Here is a 24,844-nt window from a genome sequence, read left to right as displayed (position 1 = left end):
CGTTTTGAAAGCATCTAGAACCCCAACTAAAATGGCTTCTATAAATGATCTTCAACTATTCCTCACTGGTAAAGAACTCCTCAAAACTGAAATACCAATCGACATGCATCCTCATCTGGATGATCCCGAATATATTTATCAAATCCCTGGGATTGAAAATGAACGTTGTGCTCGCTGTGGGAATATCGACCCTGATTTATTTGCCTCTTTTCCTCATAGTGTTTGTGGGAAGGAATGCCTCTATTGTCGGAAATGTATCATGATGGGCCGCATCTCGATATGTACTAATTTGTATCGGTGGTCGGGTCCGTCAGTCCCTTGGGATTTGGAGAATACCGTTCTCGAGTGGAAGGGAAGCCTGTCGCCATCTCAGGAAAAAGCTGCAGAAGAAATAATCGAGATTGTACAAGAACCAGGTGAATTGTTAATCTGGGCAGTTTGTGGCGCTGGAAAAACAGAGATGATTTTCAGAGGAATAGAAAAAGCCCTTCAATTCCAAAAGCGAGTCTGCATAGCCTCACCACGGACGGATGTCATCCTTGAACTCACGCCACGTCTAAAAGCAGTTTTCCCCAACATAACGATCGCCTCTCTATACGGAGATAGTGAGGATAAGTCCATCTTTGCGCCTCTTGTCTTAGCCACTACGCACCAGCTTATGCGCTTCACAAATGCATTTGATGTCATGATTATTGATGAAGTGGATGCCTTTCCGTTCTCCTATGAAGAAAGTCTTCAATTCGCTGCAAAGAAAGCTTGTACTCCGAATGCCTCTCTTATTTATCTAACAGCTACTCCTTCAAAGGAATGGCAACGCCAGCTTAACAATGGGCAAAGAAAAGGAGTCCTGCTGCCCGCTCGCTTCCATGGTTTTCCGATACCGGAGCCAAGATTAAAGTGGATTGGAAACTGGCGAAAAGCGATCCAAAAGGGCAAAATTTCTCCTCCTTTAGTTGATTGGCTACAGAAAGTAATCCGAAGCGGACACCCTTATCTCCTCTTCTTTCCAACGATTGAATTAATGGAAAAAGCTCTTCCCTTATTTCAGGCAAATACGGATAAAATTAAATCAGTCCATGCGGAAGACCCATATCGAAAACAAAAAATTATAGAGCTTAGAAATGGAGAGATACAAGGTTTGCTTACGACCACGATATTGGAGCGTGGGGTAACAATCCCGAAGCTGAATGTTGCCGTTATAGGAGCAGAAGAACAAATTTTTACGGAGTCAGCACTCGTTCAAATTGCCGGACGGGTTGGCAGAAGTAAAGATTACCCACATGGGGATTGTGTATTTTTTCATTATGGAAAAACGAATGCCATGCTTGATGCCATTCAGCAAATTAACCAAATGAATAAAGAAGCCGTCAAAAGGGGGTTAGTGGATTGACCATTTTTCAATCTTCTATTTGTCTCTATTGCCACAGCCCCATTCAGGAGAGTGCAGGCTGGGCGAATATCTTCTTTTTAGAGGAGGCGGATTTACTCTGTACAACGTGTCGTTCCAAGCTTACACCCATTCAGGGGAGTACATGTGAGATTTGCTGTAAACCACTCCAGGAGGGGGTCAGATGCCCAGATTGTGAGCAGTGGCTGATAGACCCATTGTATAGCCGCGCACTTGATTATAATGTTTCCTTATTTACCTATAATTCATTTATGAAGGATGTCATTGCCCGCTTTAAATATCGGGGAGACTATGAGTTGGTTCGCTTATTCAGTAATGAACTGCGCAAAAAAGCACCGCAAGCAGACGTTGTGATCCCCATTCCGCTAAGTGACGAGCGCAGATATGAACGTGGGTTTAACCAGGCTGAAGCGATGGGTGTAATGGCGGGGATTCCTCTGACCTGCGGGCTGATTCGTGTACATGGAGAAAAGCAGTCAAAAAAGAGCCGGTATGAGCGCATCCATACGGAACAGGTTTTTGGTATCCATCCTAAAGCCTTATCCTTCCAGGACAAAACCATTCTTGTACTTGATGATATATATACAACAGGCTCGACCCTGAGGCATGCAGGTGTCATTTTAAAGGAGGCAGGTGCAAGGACAGTGATTTCTTTGACAATCGCACGGTAGCCTTCATTTTTTTAATAAAAATCCGATAAGTAAACTATAACCTTGCTTATGAGGAGGAAACGAATGATGAATGAACTATCTAATTGCCCGAAATGCCAAGCTCTGTTTGTGAAAAATCAATTCAGGGATGTATGCGAGATTTGTTATAAAAAAGAAGAAGCCATCTATAATGATGTTTACCAATATATCCGTAAACGTGAAAATCGCACAGCAACAATTGTTCAGGTGGTAAAAGCAACAGGTGTGGATGAGCCTTTGTTAATGAAATTTATCAAAAGTGGGAAGCTGAGAATCACGTCCAATCCCAATTTGGGCTATACGTGTGAGCATTGCGGGTCCTTAATTCGGGAAGGCCGGTTTTGTGTGCGCTGCACGGAAGAATTGCGGGCCGACCTTGAGCAGCATGAACGGGATGAGTTACTCCACAAAGAGATAGAAGAACGTGCGCATCAAATGACCTATTACCACAAATCTTAGTAAAAATAAGTATTTAGACCTGGCTAATCAATTTTGAATAATGCTTTTCTCTATGTCATAATTTTCTTAATGGATTAGTAAACAAATCATCTTTGTTGTCGATATTAATAATAGAGATGCAAGAAGGGCTGACTGTATAATCTGTTCATCAGATTGTATACAATCAATCATCCCTAGAAGCTAATGTGACGGAAGGAAAGTGAGGAACGCAAAATGAAAATTAACCAGATTAATCAATACGGCGTAAACCCATACCAAAAGGCAGTCAATAAAGCCGATACCTCCATGAAGCCTTCTCAGCTTGCCGATAAAGTGGAAATCTCCAGTCAAGCGAAAGAAATGCAGAATATATCGAGTGTAACGGTTGAGCGTCAAGCTAAAATAGACGAAATTAAAATGCAGATCGAGAACGGCACCTATCAAATGAATGTCAATGATACAGCAAAAAGCGTCTTCAATTTTTATTCACAAAAATAAACCTGAGGCCAGTATGAGGTTTGTACTGGCTTTCTTTTTTTATATGGGGTGAACGTACAAATGTCAGCTCTATCGATTATTCAAACACTGCGGCAGCTCATTGATCTGCACAGGGAACTGAATAGAATGGCTCAGGAAAAAACAGAAGCAATCAAGGCTGAAGAGTTAAAACCATTAAGCACCCTGCTGGTTCAGGAAAGAAAGTTAGTTGTTGCGATTGAAAGGTTAGAAAAGGTTCGGCAGGATGACGTACATGCCTTTCTTGAAAAAAAGGGCGTCTATCAAGGTTCCGCCTCTTTAACAGAGTGTATCCAATATGCTAATGAAATGGAGCAAGCTGAACTGAATAATCTGGGAACCGAATTGAGAGCTGAGGTTACACGTTTAAAAGAACGAAATGAATTAAACCAGCAGTTAATCTATCAATCTCTGCAATTCGTGAATTTAAATTTAAATCTTATGTTGCCAGAGACGGAGAACTATACATATGAAAGGCCGCAGGATTCAGAGGGTGGGAGAAAACAAAGCCAATCGCTATTTGATTCGAAGGCCTGAAACGAAAATGGAGGAGCTTTTATGACATCAACCTTTCACGGGTTAGAAACAGCCAGGCGCGGACTGACGACTCATCAAGCTGCTTTAAATGTAGTGGGTCAAAATGTTGCCAATGCCAATACTCTCGGATACTCACGCCAACGGGTTAATATGACAACGGAAACAGCCTTTCCAAATCCTTCGATGAACCGCGAGGAAATTCCCGGGCAATTGGGCACTGGTGTTAAAGCGGGTTCCATCCAGAGAATTCGTGAAAGCTTTTTGGATGTCCAATATAGAAGTGAAAGTACAAAGCTCGGGTTTTGGAATGGAAAAGCGGAGGGGTTAAGCAAAATAGAGGATGTGATGAATGAGTTGGAGGGAACAGGGCTTGCTGATTCCATCGATTCATTCTGGCAGTCCTTGCAGGATCTGGCCATAAATTCTGTTAACTCAGGTGGGAAGGCAGTTGTTCGCGAACGGGGGATTGCCCTGGCCGATACGTTCACCTATTTGGATGGTTCCTTAAATATGGTCCGTTCCGATTTGAAGAATGAATTGAGTGTGACAGTTGAAAAGGCCAATGGATTAATGGAAAGCATCGACAACCTCAATAAACAAATCGCAGCGATTGAACCGCATGGGTACTTACCGAATGATTTATATGATTCGCGTGATCTGTTAATTGATGAGCTTTCTTCTATGATGAATATTAAAGTCGATTATGTAAAAAACGGCGGGAATTCACAGGCGCAAGCAATAGGTACTGCCGTAATTAAGCTGAACAATGGCACTGCTGAACCGATGACACTGGTTGACTCCACTGCGGTTAATCCCATTACTCTTACTTATAATGGTGAGGATGGAGCGGTTGATACGGTACAAATTGGCGGAAATGAAGTTCCTTCAGCCATCTTTACTTCTGAGGGCAAGCTGCTCTCTCTACTTCAAACCTATGGATATATGAACGCGGAGGGGAAGCAGATTGGCGATTTGCCAGATATGCTCAAAGAACTTGACCATATGGCTTATACCTTTGCAACCGAGTTTAATAAGGTTCATAAGGAAGGCTTAAGCGCAAAGGAACTTGCAGCCTGGAAATCAGCGTTGGAGAATGATCCAACTGTGAAGGCAGAAGATTTTAATGAAGAAATATTATTCTTTGTTGATGAAAATAATGCTGAACCTCAGAACGTCAAAGGCTTTGCCGGCCGTATTCAAATTTCTAAAGAAATACAGGAAAGCTATGATTATATCGCAAATGCATCGGTAGCCACTCCAAATGATGGGGATGCCAGCCATGTCTTAAAACTGGCCAATGTTTTTTATGAAAAGTTCAATTATAAAGACGCGTTGACAGACCCTTCTGCCAATGCTGAAAAAGAATATTTAGGCGCCTATTTGCAAAGCGTGATTGGAAGCATGGCCGTTAAAACGGAACAGGCGCATCGTTTATCCGAGAACAGCGCGACCTTGCTGCAGAATGTCAGTGACAGACGCTCATCTGTCAGCGCTGTCTCATTGGATGAAGAAATGACGAATATGGTTCAGTTTCAGCAGGCGTATAATGCATCGGCTCGAATGATTACGATGTTGGATGAATGTCTTGATAAAATAATCAACGGCCTTGGCGTCGGTGGCAGGTAGGTGAATAGAAAATGAGAGTCACGCAAAGTATGGTAGCAGCCAATTCTTTACGGAATATTAATAAAAGCTATGGATCCATGGCGGGCTATCTTGAACAGCTGTCAAGCGGTAAGAAGATCACGAAAGCCTCCGATGATCCCGTTGTAGCTCAAAAGGGAATGTATTACCGGACAAGCCTGAAAGAAGTTGAGCAATATAAGCGTAATTTATCCGAGGTCTATCTTTGGATGGACAACTCGGAAGCTTCCATGGATCAGGGGAACAAAAACTTTCAGCGGATTCGCGAATTAATGCTGCAGGCAAAAAATGATACAAACCAAACAGAAGACCGGGAAGCCATCCAAAAGGAAATTTTCCAGCTGAAAGAGGATTTAGTTTCCGTCGCGAATACGCAGGTTGCCGGCCGTTATATTTTCAACGGAACGAGTGTGAATACAGCGCCTGTTAAAAGTGGCGAAAACGGAATTGAAGTAAGTTCCGGAAATGAACCTTATTTGGTAGAAGTATCAAGAGGGATTCAATTAAAGGCAAATGCAGATTCTTCTCAACTATTCAGTCAGGAATTGTTTAATACGATTGGAGACATCGAGAACGAATTATCAGCTGAAGATATGAATCTCGACTCTTTACTGGAGAAATTCGATCGTTTAGTCACGACTTTTTCAGCGGAACGTTCAGACCTTGGTGCCCGTTACAATCGCCTCGAACTTTTGGAATCAAGAATTGATAACCAGGAAGTATTGGCCAAAAAGGTACTAAGTGAAAACGAAGATGTAGACATGGAAAAGGTTTATACAGATTTTATTACGCAGGAAAGTGTGCACAAAGCTGCCTTGCAAATGGGAGCCAGCATCATTCAGCCAAGCCTGCTTGATTTCTTGCGTTAAAAAAGAGGAGTTGACTCAAATGCCCATTGGCCGGTTGGGTCGGCTCTTTTTTTATGTTTGGCGATTGTCCAGTTGTGAATAGCTTAAACATCGGCACAGCAAGGTTTTCACGTATTAATCAATCGATTGATTAACAGATATCGATTATATTCCAGGCAGTATAAGCAATTATATGAAGTTCAATCTCTTAAATTTTTATAGCCAAGCAACAACCATTTGAAATAAATAGATAGAGGTGAAGTAGAGTGAAGCTGACAACAAAATATCATGGTGAGCAAGTAATCGAGGAAAAAGAGATGATTACGTTTGATGAGGGCATTCCCGGTTTCCCGTACGAAAAGAAATTTGTGCTTCTTCGTTTAACAGATGACCAATCCTTCTTTGTGCTTCAATCTGCTACAACATCCAATCTGGCTTTTGTGATCACAAGTCCATTTTTAACCTATCCGGCTTATGAGTTTAAATTAGATGATGAGATCGTGGAATCATTAGGAGTAATAAAAGAACAGATGACAGTGTTTACGATTGTGACAGCAAAGGACCCATTTGAAGAATCAACAATCAATCTTCAGGCTCCACTGATTATCGATACAAGGAACGGCAAAGGGAAGCAAATCATTCTCAATCAAACAAACTATCAAACGAGAACACCTTTATTTCCAAAAGTAGAAAGCAGGGGGGAGTAAAGCATGCTTATTCTATCAAGGAAAAAAGATGAATCTATTTTAGTTGGCTCCGATATTGAAATCACGGTTGTTTCTGTCCAAGGCGATCAGGTTAAGCTGGGCATTAAAGCGCCAAAGCAAGTCGATGTCTATCGGAAGGAATTGTTTGAAGAAATCCAACATGAAAATGTAGAAGCATCAGAGATTACGGTTAATATAGGTGAATTGATTAATAACTCGAAGAACAGAACGAAAAGCTGATAGAGAGTGCTTGAATTCATGTGAATAAGAGATTGATAGTACGAGTTCAGTTGTTAAGGTGATTCATAAACGGAATCTATTATGGGTTCTGTTTTTTTTTATAAAATTTAAATTTTTTTCTTAAAACTATTAAATGTTCGGATAAGGTTCCGATATAGATTATGTAAGAGAAACAAACCTGAAAAATTCATATTGAATACTCAGGACGAGTAAGGATTCTTATTACATCATTTCAGGATGCGGATGTTTACTTATAGTTATGTGTACGGCAACATAAGGATGAGGGTCTTACACTGATTACTTTTCTCAAGGAGGAGGCCACAACTATGCTAGTACTTGGCAGAAGACCTGGTGAATATATCAAAATCGGTGATGACATCACTGTAAAGGTCGTTAAAAGTGAAGATGGTCACCTTCGTTTAGCGATTGACGCCCCCAAACACGTAAAGATTACGCGTGGGGAGCTATTGGAAAATCAACAAAACAAATAGAATACCTATTTGCTCACGGACGAGCGGCACTGACTTTAAGGATGCATGGAAGCATCTCGGGTCAGAACCGCTCGTCTCTTTTCATCTCGTTATTACTGGAAGCCCCCATCCTAGGCAATGGGTAAGTTTCTATTAATATATAAATTTAAAAGTAACAGGTGGAAAAGGAAGTCCACCTACACATTCCAAGGAGGAAAATTAAATGATTATCAATCACAATATTACAGCTCTAAACACACACCGTCAGATGGGTGCAGCAACAAATGCACAAGCTAAATCAATGGAGAAATTATCTTCTGGTCAACGTATTAACAGTGCAGCTGATGATGCAGCTGGGCTTGCAATCTCTGAAAAAATGCGTGCGCAAGTACGTGGGTTAGATCAAGCATCTGCGAATGCACAAGATGGTATTTCTTTAATTCAAACAGCTGAAGGTGCATTAAGCGAAACACATGATATTCTTCAGCGTATGCGTGAGTTAGCAGTTCAATCTTCCAATGATACAAATACAACTACTGATCGTGGAGAATTACAAAAAGAAGTAGATGAATTAGCAAAAGAAATCACTCGTATTGCTAATAATACTGAATTCAATACTCAAAAACTACTTGATGGCCAAGGGGCTAAAAAGCTTACTTTCCAAATTGGAGCTAACAAAGACCAAACTATGGAAATTGGCATACTTGCAATGGACGCAAAATCACTTTTAGTAGCAGAAACTACTGCTACACCTACTGAAAATGCAGCTGCAACTGCAGGAACACCTGCTACAACTACAGGGGGTACTGCTGTTGCAGGAACACCTGCTACAACTACAGGCGGTCTTGATATTAGTAAAGATTCAGCAACAGCTACAGCTGCAATTGATACTATTAATAAAGCCATTGAAAATGTATCTGCTGAACGTTCTAAACTAGGAGCTAACCAAAATCGTTTAGAGCACACAATAAACAACTTAAATACATCTTCTGAAAACCTAACAGCTGCGGAATCTCGTATCCGTGATGTTGATATGGCAAAAGAAATGATGGAACAAACTAAGAACTCTATTCTTTCACAAGCTGCTCAAGCGATGCTTGCTCAAGCTAACCAACAACCGCAAAACGTACTTCAATTGTTACGTTAATCTTTATTTAAAGGGGACCTTTCGGGTTCCTTTTTTTTATATTCCTCATTAATTATCCTTTTCTCTTAAAACCTTCCCATTCCTACCGATATACCTAATAACAGTGAACTGAATAGTTGGAGGTGCGAGATGGTGAATGGTGTTTCGGCTGATGTTGGTCATTTGACTGCACAGTCACTTACTAAAAGTACTGGTCCTATAAAAGAGCAGGCTTTGATTCTGAACGTAATTCCTCAACACGAACAGTCACCTATGACAGATGTACAAATGAAAGAGAAGTTAACTGAAACGACGGAAGCGATGAATAGGTTTATAGGACCGATGCATGCGTCCTTGAAATTTGAACTTCACGAGGATCTCAATGAATATTATGTGACCGTGGTTGATGATTCAACAGGCAATGTGCTGCGTGAAATTCCTTCAAGGAAGATGCTTGATATGTATGCAGCTATGGTGGAAAACATGGCTTTGTTTGTAGATAGAAAAGTTTAAGGATGTGAAAGAATGCGTATTTCAGGTTTAGCTAGTGGCATCGATACAGACACGATGGTCAAACAGCTGATGCAGGCTGAAAGACTCCCGATAGATAAATTAAAGCAAAATAAACAGACTCTTGAATGGAAACGTGATGATTACCGTTCTATCAATACGTTGTTAACAAATTTCCGACAAGATGTATTGAATATGAAGCTAAGTTCGTCCTATCGTTCCAAAACAACGAGCAGTACAAATGAGGCTATGGTTACTGCTACCGCAACATCTGGAGCCAGTGCAACGAGTTATTCTTTATCTAAAGTCACTCAACTGGCTAAAGCAGCTTCTCTTGCAACGAAAGAATTATCCGGTGCTACTGGCAAAATAGATACCAGTAAGTCGTTGGATTCTATGGCGGGTAATTTTGCTTCTGCTCTCACATGGGAGAACGTTCCTGGAGTGGTTGAAACAGAAAAGTTTACAGCCAAAGGGTCAACTATAGAACTTAACATACCAAGTGGAGTTAATCTTAAAGTTGATCAGGTACAAGTTAAAGTGGCCGGTAAGGTTCTGGATCAATATTCGAAGGATGGGAAAGAAAATTACGCAATCGGGGCGGATGGAGTAATTACTTTCAAAGATACTATTCCAGCTTCAGGGTCAGCCATCGAAGTCAACTATGTAACGGATAAAAAGGTGGAAAAGCTCACAGTAGCAAAAGATGCTACAAGTTTTCAACTATCTAAAGGAGCCATAAACAAAGGTTCATTAAACCTAAAGATTGGGGATACATCTGTTGCGGTTGGAGAGACTGGAAGTTTTAGTGTTGGCTCACTATCAGGTACGGTAGATTTCAATACAGGCAAGGTTACGCTTAACTCAGCTGCAAGTGAAGCTGTAGAAATAGAGGCTGAATACACACAAAAATATACGACGATGAATATGAAGACCACAACCTCAAGTGGGGAGATGAGTGAAACATTTTTCGTTACGGCTGATCAATCCCTCGATACGGTTATGAATAAAGTGAATTCATCTAAGCTCGGACTGACCATGTTCTATGATTCTTATACAGATAAAATTTCGATTACAAGGAAAGAAACCGGTGATTTTGCCAGGGACAAGGCAATTCAAATAGGTGACTCATCATTGGCACGTTCCCTTCAATTGACGGGAGCCACTGTTCAAGCAGGGTCTAATGCTAAATTCACCATTAATGGCTTAGAGACTGAACGTCCAAGCAATACCTTCACCATGAACGGCGTTACATTCACACTCAAAACTAAATTTGATCAGGAAGTAACTGTCGGCATCAACAACGATTCCTCTAAAGTATATGACAATATAAAAGGCTTTGTAGATAAATATAACGAACTGATTTCTGGGATTAAAGGGAAAGTCAGTGAGGAACGTAATCGTAATTATCTTCCTTTGTCAGATGAAGAACGTGATAGTTTGAGTGAGAATGAGGTTGAGAAATGGGACAAAATTGCGAAGGCTGGTCTTTTAAAAAATGATTCCATTTTGACAGGTGTTTTAAATAATATGCGTTCCAGCTTTTCCAATTCGATTTCTTCTTCTACAGGTTTGTATAAACAATTAAGCAGCATTGGAATCTCGACTACTTCCGATTATCTGGCAGGCGGTAAGCTCGAAATCAATGAAACGAAATTAAGGCAGGCTTTAGAAGATGATCCTGAGAGTGTCGAGGCTTTATTTGCTTCAGAGGGTGGGATTCTCTCTAAGCTGCAGGTCAATATTTCCGGAGCGACCGACCAGCTGAAGACAAGAGCGGGGACTTCATTATCCACAAACGGAACATTTACGATGGGCAGAGATTTAACGAACATCGAGGACCGGATCAGTCGATTTGAGGACCGGCTGATCCAAGTAGAGGATCGCTACTACAAACAATTTACCGCCATGGAAAAAGCAATCCAACAGGCGAACAGCCAATCAGGATATTTATCATCCATGTTTGCGACTGGTTAATAAAAAGGAGTGTACGTATAAATGGCCATACAAAATCCATATCAGGCTTATCAATCAAATACTGTGAATACCGCTTCCCCAGGAGAACTGACGCTCATGCTCTATAATGGCTGCATGAAATTTATTAAAGCAGCACGGGTGGGAATGGAATCGAAACAAATCCAAGTGAGACATGAGAATCTCCTGAAAGCCCAAACGATTATTAGTGAACTGCGAATTACATTAAATATGGACATGGCAATCTCTCATCATATGATGACGATGTATGACTATATCTACAATCGATTGGTTGAAGCGAATACGAAAAATGATCCGACCATTCTGGATGAGGTGGAGGGATTGGTAGTGGACTTCCGTGATACGTGGAAGCAGGCGATCCAGCTCAACCGCCAAAAGCAATACACTTCGAGCGGACAGGCTTAATTTTATAAAGGAAGGGCCGAAAGATTAATCTTTCGGCCCTTTGCTATTTAATTGAATATATCTTCATCTTCTATATGGGTAATCCACCAGTCATGGACACCATTCATAAAGGCAATCATGAAAATTTGGACAGATCCAAGTACTATTAAATTCATTCCTGCTAAACTTCCAATTATGTATGAATAGATATTAAATAAGATCAAACCAATCAGCATGGCATTCAGTACATGAATACCTTTATCCATTTTCATCTCTCGTCCTCTTCTCATTGGAAACCATTTTATGTATTTCTATAGTTATTATGACCTATTTATTTTGACAAAGCAAGCTTTTTTGTTATTTATTAGGAACTTTTTGTTCTCTTTAACGAATTTAATATAGAAAATTAAGTCTGGTTGCTCAACATTAGCTAATGTTTGAACGTAATCTACCGATAAAAGAAGTAAGGATATATTGGACGGAGAGTGAAAGTGATGCAGATACAAGCATTCCATTCTGGGCAAAGCATAAATGGAAAAAGCAATTCATATACGGTTGGGCAGATTCAGTCTGTCACGATTAAAGAACGGATATCTGCCAATACGGCTGTCGTTTCGATAAAAGGAAAAGAGATGAACGTCACGTTTGAAAATGGTGTTCCGGCACAAAACAAAGTGCAAGTGGAGATTACGGCCATTGATAACGACCAATTAACGGTTAAATCCCTATCAACAAGTCAATCGCCAGTAGTAGGACAGGCTCCTACGAAGGTAGAAGAGATTCTGAAAGCAGCCGGAGTGGATCCTTCTGTTAAAGAGGTTCGCCAGGCTGCGCAAATCCTCCAGGAAAAAGGGTACTCCCTTTCTAAGGAACGTATCCAGACTATCCAGCACTTTATGAGCACAGAGGGTGGGACAGCAGAGCAGAAATTAGCGACTATTACGGCCTTGGCAGATCGTCGATTAGAGGTACGGTTACCCGAATTAAAAGCGATTCATTCTGCTTTGCATGGTCAATCACTTGGGAAAATTGTCAGTGAGATTGGCAAAGAAATCCCTGTGATAACGAAATCCATCACGCCTTCTACTCATCTGCCAATCACTACAATTCAAGACTTAAAAAGATCTATCCAATCACAAAAGGATTTTTCTAAAATCTCTGAGCAGGTGATGAAGTTTCTAAAGGAATCACCGGATCTTTCCCTTGCAGAGAAAAGCGTCATCTTAAAATCTATGCAGGCAGGAAAAGAATCCTTGATCCAAACACTCAGCGGGATTGAACAAAGCAAGGGAACAGCGAACCCTGGAAATATGGAGTTATCTATGGAAGGCAAGGAAGTTGTGAATCTAATGAAAAGCGTTCAAAAGGATTCTTCCATGGCTACCGTATTAGCTAAAACGACAGAATTCTTGAATAGTGATTCTGCCAAACGACTCGAAGGTGTGAAGAATTTTACTTCCTCAATCGAAAAGGTTACTGAACTTGCCTCCAAGGGCAGGGAATTAACAGCACGTAAGGAGCTCATGGCAGCGTTAACCACATTACAGGAGAGTAATCCGCATTTAATGGAAGGGAAACAAGCTATCTCTCTATCAGAATCTGAACAGAATGTAATCAATCAGGCCATACAGGGATTAAATCTCTCCTCAAAAGATGTAATCGTTACAGAGATTAGTAAAAAGCTCTCTCAGCTTACGATTGATTTTAAACATATCAAGAGAGAGATTACGAGGAATCTCGATCAGTCTATTAAAATGATGGAGCAAAAGCAGCCTCAGGTTAAACAGGTATTGGAATCGACAATTAAACAGCTGGATCAAGCCATCCTAAAAGGTGAATTCATGCTTTATACCGATATGTCTACGGAGAAGAAGCTCATGCAGGCGAGCAGCCGATTACAGGAAGCAAAGGCTCTGCTTATGAATGGGAAACTAACAGATGCCAACCAGATTGTGAAGGAAGTCAAGACGTCAGTTGAGAGCTTATTATTTAAACCGTCGGATGTCAAAGTCAAGCATTTCGTCGCAGGCATGACGAGTAACCCGAGTGAGGATGTATTTACCCAAAGTGCAAAGCCAGAGCAGTCGGGGAGGAATGTGTTGGAGCTGATTCGAAAACTGGGAATGATGAATGAACATGATGTGGCAAAATCCGTCTTGAGCGGTAAACAGCCGGATATACCGCAGACTGTTAAATCCTCTTTGCTTTCATTATTACAATCAGATCAGCTTACTCCAAAGCTCACTCAGCAAGTGGAGCAGGCCGTCCAAAATTTAACGGGTCAGCAGCTTCTTGCTAAGTCTGACTCTACTACCGGGATGCAAAACTTGGCCCTGCAGCTTCCACTTTTGCTTCATAAGGAAGTGGAGAATGTAAAGGTATTTGTAAATTCGCAATCTGATAAGGATCAAATTGATTGGGAAAACTGCAGTCTTTATTTTGTGATGGAAACTAAACGGCTTGGCGAGATCGGGATTTCACTGACAGCGAACAATCGAAATTTGTTTCTTACCTTTAAAAGTGACATGGATGATTTACAGCAATCTATGACTCGTATAACGGATTCCTCCTTGGAACGGTTCAAGGAGATTGGCTACTCCATTGGCTCTGTTCAGTTTAAGCCGATGACTGTGGAAATGAAGGCTTCAGAAAGAGAAACGAGCCCATCTGCTCCATCCACCTTTACGAAGAAGGGGTATGACATAACGATATGAGACAGCAATATTTCAATCAACTGAATCGTAAAAAAGTGAATGGCCCGACAGCTGCCGTCATTCGCTATGATGAACAAAATGGACAGGCCCCGCAGCTCGTCGCGCAGGGAACCGGAGAAGTAGCCAGAAAGATTATTGAAATGGCGAAGAAAAGCGATATCCATTTGCAGGAGGATGCATCACTGGTCAGCCATCTTTTGGACATCGACCTCGGAGATTCGATTCCTCCTCAGTTATATGCCGTGATTGCCGAAATACTCCTTTTATTGGAGGAGCTCGATCAACAATATAAATAGAACGTCGATATAGTAATTAGTAGGATAGGGGGTTCAATGAGTGGAATTTCTAACAGAAGAACTAATCGTACAAAAATCATCTCAGGAATTAACGTCCATATTGTATGAAGGACTAGTAACCTGTTTATATGATGCTAACAGTCAGATTGATGGAAGCGAATTGTTTCAAGCTAATCAAAGTCTGCAAAAGGCTGGAGACATCGTTCATCGCCTTGGCATCGGACTGCGCTATGAAGCGGGTCTGATTGCAGAGAATTTAGACACCCTCTATAATTTTTTGGCTGAAGAACTCATCAGGGTGAATATGACCAAAAATACGGACAGTATTGCTGGTCTAATAAAGATCGTCGAAACGCTTTCCACAGCCTGGAATGAAGCGATGCAATTGAAAAATAATCTAAAGGCTGATTCCTTCACTAAGAAAGTATCAGCCTATGAAAATAGTGTAATGAGGAAAAAAATCTAATTAAATGAGGGAGCATTTTCATGAAAATTAATCATAATATTTCTGCCTTGAATGCCTATCGCAATCTTTCTGCCAATACAGCAAATACAAATAAAAATTTAGAAAAATTATCATCCGGATTACGTATTAATAAAGCGTCGGATGATGCAGCCGGCCTTGCTATTTCTGAGAAAATGCGTTCGCAAATCCGTGGCTTAAATATGGCGGAACGAAATGCTTTGGATGGAGTTTCTCTCATTCAGACAGCAGAAGGTTCCTTGTCTTCTGTTCATGAAATGCTGCAGCGTATGCGTGAATTAACTGTGCAAAGTGCGAATGGGACGTATACAGATGAAGATCGAAATGCAATCCAGGAGGAATATAATCAATTAACGAAAGAAATTGATCGTGTAAGTGAGACGACAGAGTTTAATAGTGCGAAATTATTAGATGGAAGTAATGATTCATTTAGTTTTCAGATAGGCGCCAATGCGGGTCAAACAATTGAATTAACGATTCAGCAAATGAGTGCGGACAAACTTGGATTAGGTTCCGGGGCTGCGCCATTGAATGTTAAAACTGCTGAAGCAGCGAATGAGGTGATTTCAAAAATTGATGCGGCAATCGCAACAGTCTCTGCTGAACGATCCAATTTAGGTGCCATGCAGAATCGGTTGGAGCATACGATTACGAATTTACAAACGATGAGCGAGAACGTCACTTCAGCAGAATCGAGGATTCGTGATGTAGATATGGCTCTTGAGATGACAGAATTCACAAAGAATACCATTCTAAATCAGGCAGCACAGGCGATGTTGGCACAAGCCAACCAACTTCCGCAAGGTGTGCTACAATTATTGAAGTAATTGGGTTGAGGTGATCTCATGGAGGTACAACGTGTAGGCAGGACGGGTTTGCAAAAGGCCGGTTCCCGAGAAGAGATAGCGAAGGATTCCGTATCTTTTAAGGAAGTGATCGGAACACGGCGCAGTGATCTGACTCTTGAACGGCTGACACGTAAAATGCAGGAGATTGAGGAGCAGGGCAACAGGCTTGGTGAAACTCAGTCGATTGATCATTTGCGAAAATATAAAAAGCTTGTGAAGGACTTCCTGGATGATGCTGTTAAAAATGGACTGCAATTAGAGGAGCACCGCGGCTTTAATCAGCGTGGGTCAGCAAAAGTATATAAGCTTGTAAAAGAAGTGGACAAAAAGCTGGTCGATCTCACTAATGAAGTCCTCGATAAGGAAGATAAAAGCATACGTTTATTAAGCATGATTGGGGAAATTCAGGGCATGCTGATCAATATTTATACATGATGGTTATTTGGCCTTGGCTTTCCAAAAAGTCAGGGCTTTTTTTAAATGAAGGACGGAGGAGCTCGGTTTATGATGAATGCGCTGCGGGAATATTATTTGGTATCAAAGAAAGCAATTGAAGCATTAAGTGATGTGAGCTGGGAGAAAGACCGTGAGATGGCAATGAGCAAACTAGATGAAATCATTATAATCCGTGGAAATTTGCAGAAGGATATACAGCCACCTTTTACAGACGAAGAAAAAAAGATCGGCGGGTTATGTGTGAAGCTGAATGATGAACTGACTAAATTAATGGCTAAACGAAGAATGGAAGTAGCACGGGATCTAAAAATGGTAAAAGAACAAAAACAGCATAATCAAAAATATGCGAATCCTTATGAGGCGATGATGACGGATGGAGTTTATTACGATAAGAGGAAATGATTACCTTAACTGAATTATCATGAGAAATAGTGATTTTTTATTAGTAGATAGGGTATACTATATATAAATTCCTGAAAAAGCTGAATATTTCAAAATAAATAATTTGTCGAGATAAGCAGGATTTTTTTAGGGATTGTAGAATATAATAGTTATAGAGTAGAAAGGGAGGACTCACTTATGAATTATAACATTCGTGGTGAAAACATTGAGGTAACTCCAGCAATCAGAGAATATCTAGAGAAAAAAATCGGAAAATTAGAAAGATACTTTACAGAAACACCTGATGCGAACGTACATGTGAATTTGAAAGTGTACAACGATAAAACAACTAAAGTTGAAATCACTATTCCGCTACCTAACTTGGTTCTACGCGCAGAGGAAACAAATGCAGACATGTATGCAGGTATTGATTTAATTAACGATAAATTGGAAAGACAAATTCGTAAATATAAAACTAAAGTGAACCGTCGTTCCCGTGAAAGTGGTAAAGAATTATTCACTTTTCCAGCTGGAGATATCAGCGGCGCTGAGCAAGAAGATGAAGATAAATTAGAAGTTGTGCGTGTAAAACGCTTTGATCTTAAACCGATGGACAGCGAAGAAGCTATTCTTCAAATGGACATGCTTGGCCATAATTTCTTCATCTATACAGATGCAGAAACAGACGGCACTCATATCGTTTACAAACGTAAAGATGGCAAATACGGTCTAATCGAAGCGCATAATTAATTTTATGCCTGATAGAGAGCAGTTCCTGTTATGGGAACTGCTTTTTAATACCTCTATTTAATAGAGGGTGGGCACACGACTTTTTTGCTGAAATGCGATTCTATCAATCTACTAACTTTTGATATCTTTATTATTTCGCTTGAATGTCTCCAATCTCACTTATAAAATCTGCTGATCTATACCCCGTACCGCTCCATAACTGGCTAAATCTCTTTCTAATTGTTAAAACCAATCTTAATTTTAAAGTTTAAGGCTGTTTAGTTTATGTCAGTCGTTCTCTTCTTGGTTCACCCCTGATTTCATCCAAATTCAGGTCTATCTTCAGATCATTTTTCTGGGATTCGTTCCTTTAAACCAACTTCCGCTCCTTGTTTTTAAGACTCAATTAAAACCTGAAGTGTATTTTTGAGGTAAAATAACCCAAAAATATCAGGTGTACACTTACTCCTTCTGTTGTTTTGTCCATTTGTAAGTGGTACTATTAATGTGAAAATTAAAATTTGGACGATCATAAATCTATATTCATTCTAGGGTCTATTGAACCCTTTACGAATAAGAGGAGAGACTGCTTAATGGGGATTTTGAATAAATTGTTTGACCCTAATAAATCTGAACTTAAACGCCTGAATAAGGCTGCAAATAAAATCGAAGCATTGGCATCATCTATGGAAAGTTTATCGGATGAAGAACTGACAGCCAAAACAGCGGAATTTCAGGAACGCTATGCAAATGGAGAGCAGCTGGATGACTTGTTGCCGGAAGCATTTGCAGTAGTCAGAGAGGCATCACGCCGCGTTCTTGGTTTGTATCCATTCCATGTTCAATTAATGGGGGGGATTGCCCTTCATGAAGGTAATATCTCAGAGATGAAAACAGGGGAAGGTAAAACGCTGACTTCCACTATGCCTGTATACTTAAATGCGATCACAGGTAAGGGCGTACATGTTATTACCGTCAATGAATACTTGGCCAGCCGTGATGCGACTGAAATGGGACAATTGTTTAATTTCCTTGGATTATCTGTCGGCTTAAATCTTACTGGGATGAGCCGTGAAGAGAAACAGGAAGCGTATAATGCCGATATCACATACGGAACAAATAACGAATTTGGTTTTGATTATTTGCGTGACAATATGGTGCTTTATAAGGAGCAGATGGTACAACGTCCGCTTCACTATGCGGTGATCGATGAGGTTGACTCCATTTTGATTGATGAAGCGCGTACGCCATTGATCATTTCCGGATCTGCTCAAAAATCAACACAGTTGTATATGCAGGCCAATGCTTTTGTCCGTACGTTAACGAAAGATAAAGATTACACATACGACGAAAAGACAAAGGGTGTACAGCTGACTGAAGAAGGGATGAGCCGAGCTGAAAAGGCGTTCGGTATTGATAACCTATTCGAAATCAGTCATGTTGCTTTGAATCATCATATTAACCAGGCGTTAAAAGCGCATGCTTCCATGCATTTGGATGTAGATTATGTGGTTCAAGATGGCGAGATCATTATCGTTGACCAATTTACCGGCCGTCTGATGAAAGGGCGACGTTATAGCGATGGACTCCATCAAGCTATTGAAGCCAAGGAAGGCCTAGATATCCAAAATGAAAGCATGACACTTGCGACCATTACATTCCAAAACTACTTCCGTATGTATGAAAAGCTTTCCGGTATGACCGGTACGGCGAAGACAGAGGAAGAGGAATTCCGTAATATATATAATATGTATGTCATTGCGATTCCTACGAACCAGGACATCGTGCGTGATGACCGTGCAGACTTAATTTTTTCCTCCATGGAAGGGAAATTTAAAGCAGTCGTTGAAGATATTGCGGAACGCCACGCGAAAGGCCAGCCAGTTCTTGTTGGTACGGTTGCGATTGAAACGAGTGAATATATATCTGAATTATTGAAGAAAAAAGGGATTCCGCATAGTGTCCTGAATGCGAAGCAGCATGAACGCGAAGGGAATATTATCCTGGATGCCGGACAGCCGGGTGCCGTTACGATTGCTACGAATATGGCCGGCCGTGGTACGGATATCAAGCTTGGTGAAGGTGTGAAAGAAGTGGGCGGTCTTGCCGTTATTGGTACGGAGCGACACGAAAGCCGCCGTATTGATAACCAGCTTCGTGGTCGTTCCGGACGTCAGGGAGATCCAGGGGTTACGCAATTCTACCTTTCACTAGAGGATGAATTGATGCGCCGTTTCGGGTCTGACAATATTAAGAACATGATGTCTCGCCTTGGTATGGATGATGACCAGCCAATTCAAAGTAAAATGGTATCCAAAGCGGTTGAATCTGCGCAAAAACGGGTTGAAGGGAATAACTACGATGCCCGTAAACAATTGCTTGAATATGATGATGTGCTTCGTCAACAACGTGAGATTATCTATAAGCAGCGTTTCGATGTACTTTCAAGTGAGAATCTGCGTGAAATCGTTGAGACGATGATTCGCTCATCTCTAACGCGTAATGTCTATGCGTTTGCGCCAGATGTAGAAAGTGAAGGCTGGAATATTGAAGGACTCTTAGATTACGTCTATGCTAATCTTTTACCTGAAGGCACTTTTAATGCTGAGGAATTAAAAGAGCTTGATGGTGAAGAGTTAATCGAATTGATTTATGATAAAATCATCGAAAAATACAATGAGAAGGAAGAGGAACTTTCTTCTGAGCAAATGCGTGAATTTGAAAAAGTTATCGTACTGCGCGCTGTAGACAGTAAGTGGATGGATCATATTGATACAATGGATCAATTGAGACAAGGGATCCATTTACGTGCGTATGCTCAAATTAATCCACTGAATGAATATCAGCAAGAAGGATATGCGATGTTTGAGGCAATGATTTCTGCTATTGAAGACGATGTGGCCAAATACATCATGAAAGCAGAGGTCCGCAATAATCTGGAACGTGAAGAAGTAGTGAAAGGTCAGGCTGTTAATCCGAAGAGTGATGAAGGCGAGACAGTCAAGAAAAAACCGAAACGCAATGAAGAATCCGTTGGACGCAATGCACCGTGTCCATGCGGAAGCGGAAAAAAATATAAGAATTGCCATGGAAGATAAGGAATGCTTTCAAGTATCTTTACATGACATTGACGCGTATAATAAGGATATGGTAAATAGAGAGGGACGGCTTTTAGGTTAGGCCGGCTCTCTTTTTCCTGAATAGAGGATTTAATTGTTAGGAACAAGTGCTTTGTAAAAATAGATGAGGTGAACGTAAATGGAAATAGCAGAAATACGTAATGAGTTAGAAAAAACAGCCAAACGCTTGGCGGACTTTAGGGGGTCTCTTTGACCTCGAAGAAAAAGAAGCCCGAATCATGGAATTGGATGAAATCATGTCCGAACCTGAATTTTGGAATAATCAAGCGAAAGCACAAGGAATCATTAATGAAGCAAATGGGTTAAAGGAACAAGTGAACGAATTTAATACGTTAGTTGAGTCATACGAAAATCTCGATTTGACCTTCGAATTAATCAAGGAAGAGCCAGAAGCTGATCTTCAGGAAGAATTGGAGAGCGAGCTTAAGGAACTTTCTGAGAGATTGAATGCATTCGAACTTCAATTGTTGCTGAGTGAAGAATATGATAAAAATAATGCTATATTAGAGCTCCATCCAGGTGCAGGCGGAACGGAATCTCAGGACTGGGCTTCCCTATTACTGCGTATGTATACAAGATGGGCTGAAAAGAAAGGCTTCAAGGTTGAAACTCTTGATTATCTGCCTGGTGATGAAGCGGGCGTAAAAAGTGTGACACTTGGAATTAGAGGCCATAATGCATATGGATATTTAAAAGCGGAAAAAGGCGTACACCGTCTTGTGCGTATCTCGCCGTTTGATTCCTCAGGCCGTCGCCATACTTCCTTCGTTTCCTGTGAAGTCATGCCTGAATTTAATGATGAGATTAACATCGAAATCCGTACAGAAGATTTAAAGGTTGATACGTACCGTGCAAGCGGAGCGGGTGGTCAGCATATCAATACAACCGATTCCGCCGTTCGGATCACCCACTTACCAACTAATACAGTGGTGAGCTGCCAAACAGAGCGTTCTCAAATTAAGAACCGTGAAACAGCTATGAAAATGCTGAAATCCAAGCTTTACCAGCTTGAGATTGAGCAGCAGGAAGCTGAGTTATTGGAGATTCGTGGAGAACAAAAGGAAATTGGCTGGGGAAGCCAGATTCGCTCCTATGTATTCCATCCCTATTCCATGGTAAAAGATCATCGTACCAGTGCCGAAACTGGGAACATCCAGGCAGTCATGGATGGAGACCTCGATATGTTTATCGATTCTTATTTACGTTCAAAATTATCTTAATTGAATTTAGAAGCCATTAATGGATCAGCTATATACTAGCTGGTCCTTTTTCAATATTTTACAATTTTTATGCAAATTCTGTAACTTTTATCCAATTTATACGTTATGATTATAGATGTAATTTTGAAAAGGAGTGAAAGTATGAATGGGATAGCTCTTGAAGTGAAGTCACTATCGAAAAAGATAGGTAGTACGACCATTGTTGATGATGTGAGTTTCAGCGTTAAAAAAGGTGAAATTTTTGGTTTGCTTGGTCCCAATGGTGCTGGTAAAACGACCATTATTCGAATGATTGCCAGTCTGATCAATCGATCGAATGGACATGTTATGATTAACGGTCATGATTTGGATAAGGATTTTGAAGGAGCTATGCATGATTTAGGAGCGATTGTAGAGAATCCTGAGTTTTACAAGTATATGAGCGGCCGCAAGAATATGGTGCATTACGCACGAATGGCTAAAGAAAAAATCACAAAAGAGCGCATTGATGAGGTCGCTCGCTTAGTAAAGCTTGACCATGCCCTGGATAAGAAAGTGAAGACGTATTCATTAGGAATGCGGCAGCGTCTGGGTGTTGCGCAGGCTGTATTGCATCGTCCACAATTATTAATCCTCGATGAGCCGACAAATGGATTAGACCCACAAGGTATACGAGAATTCCGTGACTATTTACACGAATTAGCCCAGGAAGGGATAGGCGTGTTAATTTCCTCTCATTTATTATCCGAGATGCAATTAATGTGTGACCGCTTTGCTGTTATTGAGAAAGGTAAGCTTATACATATTGAGAATAACAGGGTAGAAGAAAAAGAAGAGGATTTAAGAGAAGTGGTCTTTTCCATCAGCAATGTATTGACAGCTGCCAAAGTAATCAGAGAGCAATTTTTCAATCTGGACATTGTGAAACAGGATGAAAAGATGATTGCGATCCAGGCAACTCGTGAAGATGTTGCCAAAGTGAATCGACAGTTAAATGAAGCAGGAGTAGATGTTTTTGAAATTAATGTCGTGAAGAAAACGCTCGAAGACCGATTCTTCGAGATTACGAAGCAAGAGGAGGTGCGAGTATGATTTCACTAATCAGGAATGAATGGATGAAGATATTCTCTAAAGTATCTTCGTATATTTTTATAGGCTTTTTGATTGTTGCCATTATAGGAAGTGCCATTCTTGTAAAGACATTCATTAATGAAGGGACAGAAGATTGGAGAACAGCTGAGGAGAATAATATCCAATCACAGCAAGCAGAGCTTGATGATCCGAATATTACGGATGAAGATAAAGAATGGATTAAAGAAGATATTGCACGCAGCCAGGCGTTATTGGACACGGGTATCAATCCTAATCAAGAAACAAGCTGGACATTTATGGCGAACTGGGTTACATCTATCGCTTCATTTGTCACCCTGTTTGCTGTCATCATATGCAGTGCATCCGTTTCCGCGGAATTCTCTGATGGAACGATTAAACAATTATTAATCCGTCCTCATCGGCGCTGGAAGATTCTCCTCTCTAAATATATAACATCCTTATTATATGCCGGTACGATGGTTGTTGTATTAATTGGTGTAGGATACCTCGTCGGGCTCATGTTCTTTGGATCAGCATCCTTCACAGACAAGATGATTGACCCAGCAAGTTTTGATGGAGTAAAAACATTAGAAGCAGGTCCTTACTTTTTTGAGTTGATGCTATATTGGATTCCTGGTTTCCTTATTATTATCACGATTGCCTTTATGTTGAGTACATTGTTTAAAAGCCAGGCAATCGCAGTCGGTGTGTCTGTCTTCATCCTGTTTGCTTCTTCAACTGTGAATATGTTAATCACTTCCCTAGTTGAACGATACGAATGGCTGAAATTTGTTTTATTCCCTCACTTAGACTTGAGAAGATATATTATGGAAGCAGCTCCTATGTTCGAGGGTGCAACTGTTGGTCTCTCACTGGGTGTGCTGGCTGCTTATTACTTACTGTTTATCGCGATTACATTTTTTGTTTTTAAGAAGAGAGATATTTCGATTTAATTGGTCAAAGGTGCCCTTTAAGGGTGCCTTTTTTCTGTGTCTTTTGTGGAATATTATTGTCTGACTTTTTCATCTCCTATTGCCTTTCATTGTTTCATGTCGAAATATCGTATAGAATGAATATGTTTTACTAAATGTTTAGATGGAGGCATCTGGAATCGTGAAGAAAAATAGAAACGTTAAGAAGGAATCGCATCCCTTCTTGCATCGCATCCAAGATTATTTATTTGTTTTAATAGGTTCTGCTATCGTCGCCATCTCCTTTAATCAGTTTTTACTGCCAACTAAAGTGGCATCAGGCGGTGTCAGCGGAATCAGTACGATTACGTATAATTTATTTGGATGGGAGCCTGCCTTTGTTCAATGGGCCTTTAATATTCCGCTTTTTATAGCTGGAGTTATATTGCTGGGCAAGCATTTTGGAATAAAAACAGCAGTAGGGACAATCTTTTTCCCCTTTGTTGTATTTATGACCAGTGATTGGTCTCCATGGACCCAAGATCCTTTATTGGGAGCCTTGTTTGGCGGAATTGGTGTCGGTTTGGGACTTGGGATTGTGTTCCTTGGTAAAGCTTCAACCGGCGGTACCGATTTGGCAGCACAAATTATTAATAAATACACGGGACTATCTTTAGGAACCTGTGTCGCTTTCATTGATGGATTAATCGTATTGGCTGCCAGTATTGTATTTGATATCGAGCAAGGGCTTTATGCTCTAATAGGATTATATGCGACCAGCAAGACAATCGATTTGGTTCAGGTCGGCATTAATCGATCAAAAACGGTTATGATTATTACCAATCAAGAGACGGAAGTAAGAAGAGCCATTTTGGAAGAGGTCAACCGTGGGGTTACAAGATTGTCCGCACAGGGCGGTTATACAGAAAATGAAAGGCCCGTATTAATGTGTGTGGTCGATCAGACCGAATTCACAAAATTGAAACAAGTGGTTCAGCAGATTGATAAGCATGCATTTGTGGTCGTTATGGACGCTGCCGAGGTACTGGGAGAAGGTTTTAAAAGAGCCTGATTCGAGCTAT

General features: G+C 40.7%; 27 protein-coding genes. 26 read left to right on the top strand and 1 reads right to left on the bottom strand.

What is annotated here, in order from left to right:
* The first annotated feature begins 4 nt into the window (after positions 1 to 4).
* The 14 genes from AC4G3K_RS11775 (at position 5) to fliS (ending at position 11,533) form a co-directional block, all read left to right on the top strand.
* Complete coding sequence (locus AC4G3K_RS11775) at positions 5 to 1,390, top strand: ATP-dependent helicase ComFA (protein ID WP_491133394.1); 1,386 nt, start codon at positions 5 to 7, stop codon at positions 1,388 to 1,390.
* Positions 1,387 to 2,079, top strand: a complete 693-nt coding sequence (locus tag AC4G3K_RS11770; protein WP_491133393.1) for a ComFC family protein — start codon at positions 1,387 to 1,389, stop codon at positions 2,077 to 2,079. Before AC4G3K_RS11775 ends, AC4G3K_RS11770 begins: the two co-directional genes overlap by 4 nt.
* A gap of 63 nt (positions 2,080 to 2,142) precedes the next feature.
* Entirely contained in the window at positions 2,143 to 2,556 is a 414-nt protein-coding gene (locus tag AC4G3K_RS11765; RefSeq protein ID WP_491133392.1) for a TIGR03826 family flagellar region protein, read from the top strand.
* Between the two features lie 213 nt (positions 2,557 to 2,769).
* Complete coding sequence (gene flgM / locus AC4G3K_RS11760; RefSeq protein WP_491133391.1) at positions 2,770 to 3,033, top strand: flagellar biosynthesis anti-sigma factor FlgM; 264 nt, start codon at positions 2,770 to 2,772, stop codon at positions 3,031 to 3,033.
* A 60-nt stretch (positions 3,034 to 3,093) separates the two neighbouring features.
* Positions 3,094 to 3,588 (top strand): flagellar protein FlgN, encoded by a 495-nt coding sequence (locus tag AC4G3K_RS11755; protein WP_491133390.1) that lies wholly within the window; start codon positions 3,094 to 3,096, stop codon positions 3,586 to 3,588.
* A 21-nt stretch (positions 3,589 to 3,609) separates the two neighbouring features.
* Complete coding sequence (gene flgK / locus AC4G3K_RS11750) at positions 3,610 to 5,214, top strand: flagellar hook-associated protein FlgK (protein WP_491133389.1); 1,605 nt, start codon at positions 3,610 to 3,612, stop codon at positions 5,212 to 5,214.
* An 11-nt stretch (positions 5,215 to 5,225) separates the two neighbouring features.
* Positions 5,226 to 6,101 carry a flagellar hook-associated protein FlgL gene (gene flgL / locus AC4G3K_RS11745; protein WP_491133388.1) on the top strand — a complete coding sequence of 292 codons (876 nt, stop codon included), beginning with the start codon at positions 5,226 to 5,228 and terminating at the stop codon, positions 6,099 to 6,101.
* A 245-nt stretch (positions 6,102 to 6,346) separates the two neighbouring features.
* A complete protein-coding gene (fliW, locus tag AC4G3K_RS11740; protein WP_491133387.1) occupies positions 6,347 to 6,787 on the top strand; it encodes a flagellar assembly protein FliW in 441 nt (146 codons plus the stop codon).
* Positions 6,788 to 6,790: 3 nt separating this feature from the next.
* A complete protein-coding gene (gene csrA / locus AC4G3K_RS11735; protein ID WP_491133386.1) occupies positions 6,791 to 7,027 on the top strand; it encodes a carbon storage regulator CsrA in 237 nt (78 codons plus the stop codon).
* Between the two features lie 326 nt (positions 7,028 to 7,353).
* On the top strand, positions 7,354 to 7,518 hold the full coding sequence (locus tag AC4G3K_RS11730) for a carbon storage regulator (protein WP_491133385.1): 165 nt from the start codon (positions 7,354 to 7,356) through the stop codon (positions 7,516 to 7,518).
* Between the two features lie 202 nt (positions 7,519 to 7,720).
* Positions 7,721 to 8,644, top strand: coding sequence for a flagellin Hag (hag, locus tag AC4G3K_RS11725; RefSeq protein WP_491133384.1), 924 nt, complete (start codon positions 7,721 to 7,723; stop codon positions 8,642 to 8,644).
* Between the two features lie 129 nt (positions 8,645 to 8,773).
* Entirely contained in the window at positions 8,774 to 9,136 is a 363-nt protein-coding gene (gene flaG, locus AC4G3K_RS11720) for a flagellar protein FlaG (protein ID WP_491133383.1), read from the top strand.
* A 12-nt stretch (positions 9,137 to 9,148) separates the two neighbouring features.
* Positions 9,149 to 11,110, top strand: coding sequence for a flagellar filament capping protein FliD (gene fliD, locus AC4G3K_RS11715; protein ID WP_491133382.1), 1,962 nt, complete (start codon positions 9,149 to 9,151; stop codon positions 11,108 to 11,110).
* Between the two features lie 21 nt (positions 11,111 to 11,131).
* On the top strand, positions 11,132 to 11,533 hold the full coding sequence (gene fliS, locus AC4G3K_RS11710) for a flagellar export chaperone FliS (protein ID WP_491133381.1): 402 nt from the start codon (positions 11,132 to 11,134) through the stop codon (positions 11,531 to 11,533).
* Positions 11,534 to 11,580: 47 nt separating this feature from the next.
* Here the strand turns inward: fliS and AC4G3K_RS11705 are convergent, their stop codons facing one another.
* Positions 11,581 to 11,784: a hypothetical protein gene (locus AC4G3K_RS11705; RefSeq protein WP_491133380.1), complete on the bottom strand. Its 204-nt coding sequence runs from the start codon at positions 11,782 to 11,784 to the stop codon at positions 11,581 to 11,583.
* A gap of 222 nt (positions 11,785 to 12,006) precedes the next feature.
* Between AC4G3K_RS11705 and AC4G3K_RS11700 the strand changes: the two genes are divergently transcribed.
* The 12 genes from AC4G3K_RS11700 to AC4G3K_RS11645 all read left to right on the top strand — a co-directional run bounded on the left by AC4G3K_RS11700 (position 12,007) and on the right by AC4G3K_RS11645 (position 24,834).
* Positions 12,007 to 14,226: a hypothetical protein gene (locus tag AC4G3K_RS11700; RefSeq protein WP_491133379.1), complete on the top strand. Its 2,220-nt coding sequence runs from the start codon at positions 12,007 to 12,009 to the stop codon at positions 14,224 to 14,226.
* The gene (locus AC4G3K_RS11695; protein ID WP_491133378.1) at positions 14,223 to 14,522 is read left to right on the top strand and encodes an EscU/YscU/HrcU family type III secretion system export apparatus switch protein; all 300 of its coding nucleotides are present in this window, start codon (positions 14,223 to 14,225) and stop codon (positions 14,520 to 14,522) included. The genes AC4G3K_RS11700 and AC4G3K_RS11695 overlap by 4 nt, the downstream gene beginning before the upstream one ends.
* Before the next feature lie 40 nt (positions 14,523 to 14,562).
* Positions 14,563 to 14,988, top strand: a complete 426-nt coding sequence (locus AC4G3K_RS11690) for a flagellar export chaperone FliS (protein ID WP_491133377.1) — start codon at positions 14,563 to 14,565, stop codon at positions 14,986 to 14,988.
* Between the two features lie 20 nt (positions 14,989 to 15,008).
* The gene (locus AC4G3K_RS11685; RefSeq protein ID WP_491133376.1) at positions 15,009 to 15,833 is read left to right on the top strand and encodes a flagellin N-terminal helical domain-containing protein; all 825 of its coding nucleotides are present in this window, start codon (positions 15,009 to 15,011) and stop codon (positions 15,831 to 15,833) included.
* An 18-nt stretch (positions 15,834 to 15,851) separates the two neighbouring features.
* Entirely contained in the window at positions 15,852 to 16,289 is a 438-nt protein-coding gene (locus tag AC4G3K_RS11680) for a YaaR family protein (protein ID WP_491077483.1), read from the top strand.
* Positions 16,290 to 16,358: 69 nt separating this feature from the next.
* The gene (gene fliT, locus AC4G3K_RS11675; protein WP_491133375.1) at positions 16,359 to 16,712 is read left to right on the top strand and encodes a flagellar protein FliT; all 354 of its coding nucleotides are present in this window, start codon (positions 16,359 to 16,361) and stop codon (positions 16,710 to 16,712) included.
* 177 nt (positions 16,713 to 16,889) lie between these two features.
* On the top strand, positions 16,890 to 17,441 hold the full coding sequence (gene hpf / locus AC4G3K_RS11670; protein WP_491077485.1) for a ribosome hibernation-promoting factor, HPF/YfiA family: 552 nt from the start codon (positions 16,890 to 16,892) through the stop codon (positions 17,439 to 17,441).
* Between the two features lie 572 nt (positions 17,442 to 18,013).
* Positions 18,014 to 20,518, top strand: coding sequence for a preprotein translocase subunit SecA (gene secA, locus AC4G3K_RS11665; protein WP_491133374.1), 2,505 nt, complete (start codon positions 18,014 to 18,016; stop codon positions 20,516 to 20,518).
* 160 nt (positions 20,519 to 20,678) lie between these two features.
* A protein-coding gene (gene prfB / locus AC4G3K_RS11660) for a peptide chain release factor 2 (RefSeq protein WP_491077487.1) occupies positions 20,679 to 21,780 on the top strand; the annotation gives its coding sequence in 2 pieces (ribosomal slippage) (positions 20,679 to 20,750 and positions 20,752 to 21,780; 1,101 coding nt in all).
* Between the two features lie 141 nt (positions 21,781 to 21,921).
* The gene (locus AC4G3K_RS11655; RefSeq protein WP_491077488.1) at positions 21,922 to 22,851 is read left to right on the top strand and encodes an ABC transporter ATP-binding protein; all 930 of its coding nucleotides are present in this window, start codon (positions 21,922 to 21,924) and stop codon (positions 22,849 to 22,851) included.
* Complete coding sequence (locus AC4G3K_RS11650) at positions 22,848 to 23,804, top strand: ABC transporter permease (RefSeq protein WP_491133373.1); 957 nt, start codon at positions 22,848 to 22,850, stop codon at positions 23,802 to 23,804. The genes AC4G3K_RS11655 and AC4G3K_RS11650 overlap by 4 nt, the downstream gene beginning before the upstream one ends.
* A gap of 157 nt (positions 23,805 to 23,961) precedes the next feature.
* Positions 23,962 to 24,834 carry a YitT family protein gene (locus AC4G3K_RS11645; protein ID WP_491133581.1) on the top strand — a complete coding sequence of 291 codons (873 nt, stop codon included), beginning with the start codon at positions 23,962 to 23,964 and terminating at the stop codon, positions 24,832 to 24,834.
* Positions 24,835 to 24,844 lie beyond the last annotated feature (10 nt).

The sequence above is a fragment of the Bacillus sp. z26 genome, assembly GCF_058313635.1.
The sequence above is the reverse complement of the archived record's forward strand: the minus strand, read 5'-3'. Positions and strand labels throughout refer to the sequence as shown.